1 pseudogene is annotated in these 716 nt (G+C 41.9%); it reads left to right on the forward strand.

What is annotated here, in order from left to right:
- Positions 1-196: 196 nt before the first annotated feature.
- Positions 197-716, forward strand: a pseudogene (locus AB4653_RS27685) (site-specific integrase); the annotation flags it as partial.

The raw sequence follows: 716 nt of genomic DNA on the forward strand, positions 1-716 counted from the left end.
CCACAATCTATAAGTTTCACTAAAATACACCACTCCCCGCCCTACCTAGCAATAGCCACATACACCTTTACTTTCAAATACTTAACACAAATAACAACCTAGAAGAACTTTAATAAACTGCTATAATCTCTGAACCTTGGTACACCTTTTGTACCCCTCAAATCACCCTTTTGGTACACCTCAGAGGCACACGTTCATGGCATCTTATAGTATTGAAAAGCGAACTCTAGCAAGTGGCGAATCTCGCTACAAAGCCACAGTTACCGTGAAACATCGAAGCAAAATTGCTCAACGTTTTTCCAAAACTCATAAGAAGAAAACGCTCGCTACTGCCTGGGCTAAAAATGAAGTCCGAAAGATAGAAGAAGGTGAAACCCAAGATCGTTCTGTACCCATTGGCCAGCTGCTAGACATGTACATAGAGAACAAAAACCTCTGGGACAATACAGGCCGATCGAAACAAACCGTATTAAAAATGCTGCGTGATTGCGACATAGCAAAAATCTATTCCGATGAGCTAACCACTAAAGACTTAATTGAGCACTGCCAAAATAGGTGCAGTACGGGAACCAAACCCTCTACCGTCTATTCCGACATCTATTTTTTACGTTCGGTATTCAAACGAGCTAACCCTGTCTTCAACGTTGCCGCGAACGTGAACACATTCTTAGAAGCAACACCCATTCTGTATGAAATGAAGCTCATCGGTAAATCAG

The sequence above is a fragment of the Vibrio sp. 10N.222.48.A3 genome (genome assembly GCF_041475345.1).
In the GTDB taxonomy this organism is placed as follows: Bacteria; Pseudomonadota; Gammaproteobacteria; order Enterobacterales; family Vibrionaceae; genus Vibrio; species Vibrio tasmaniensis_A.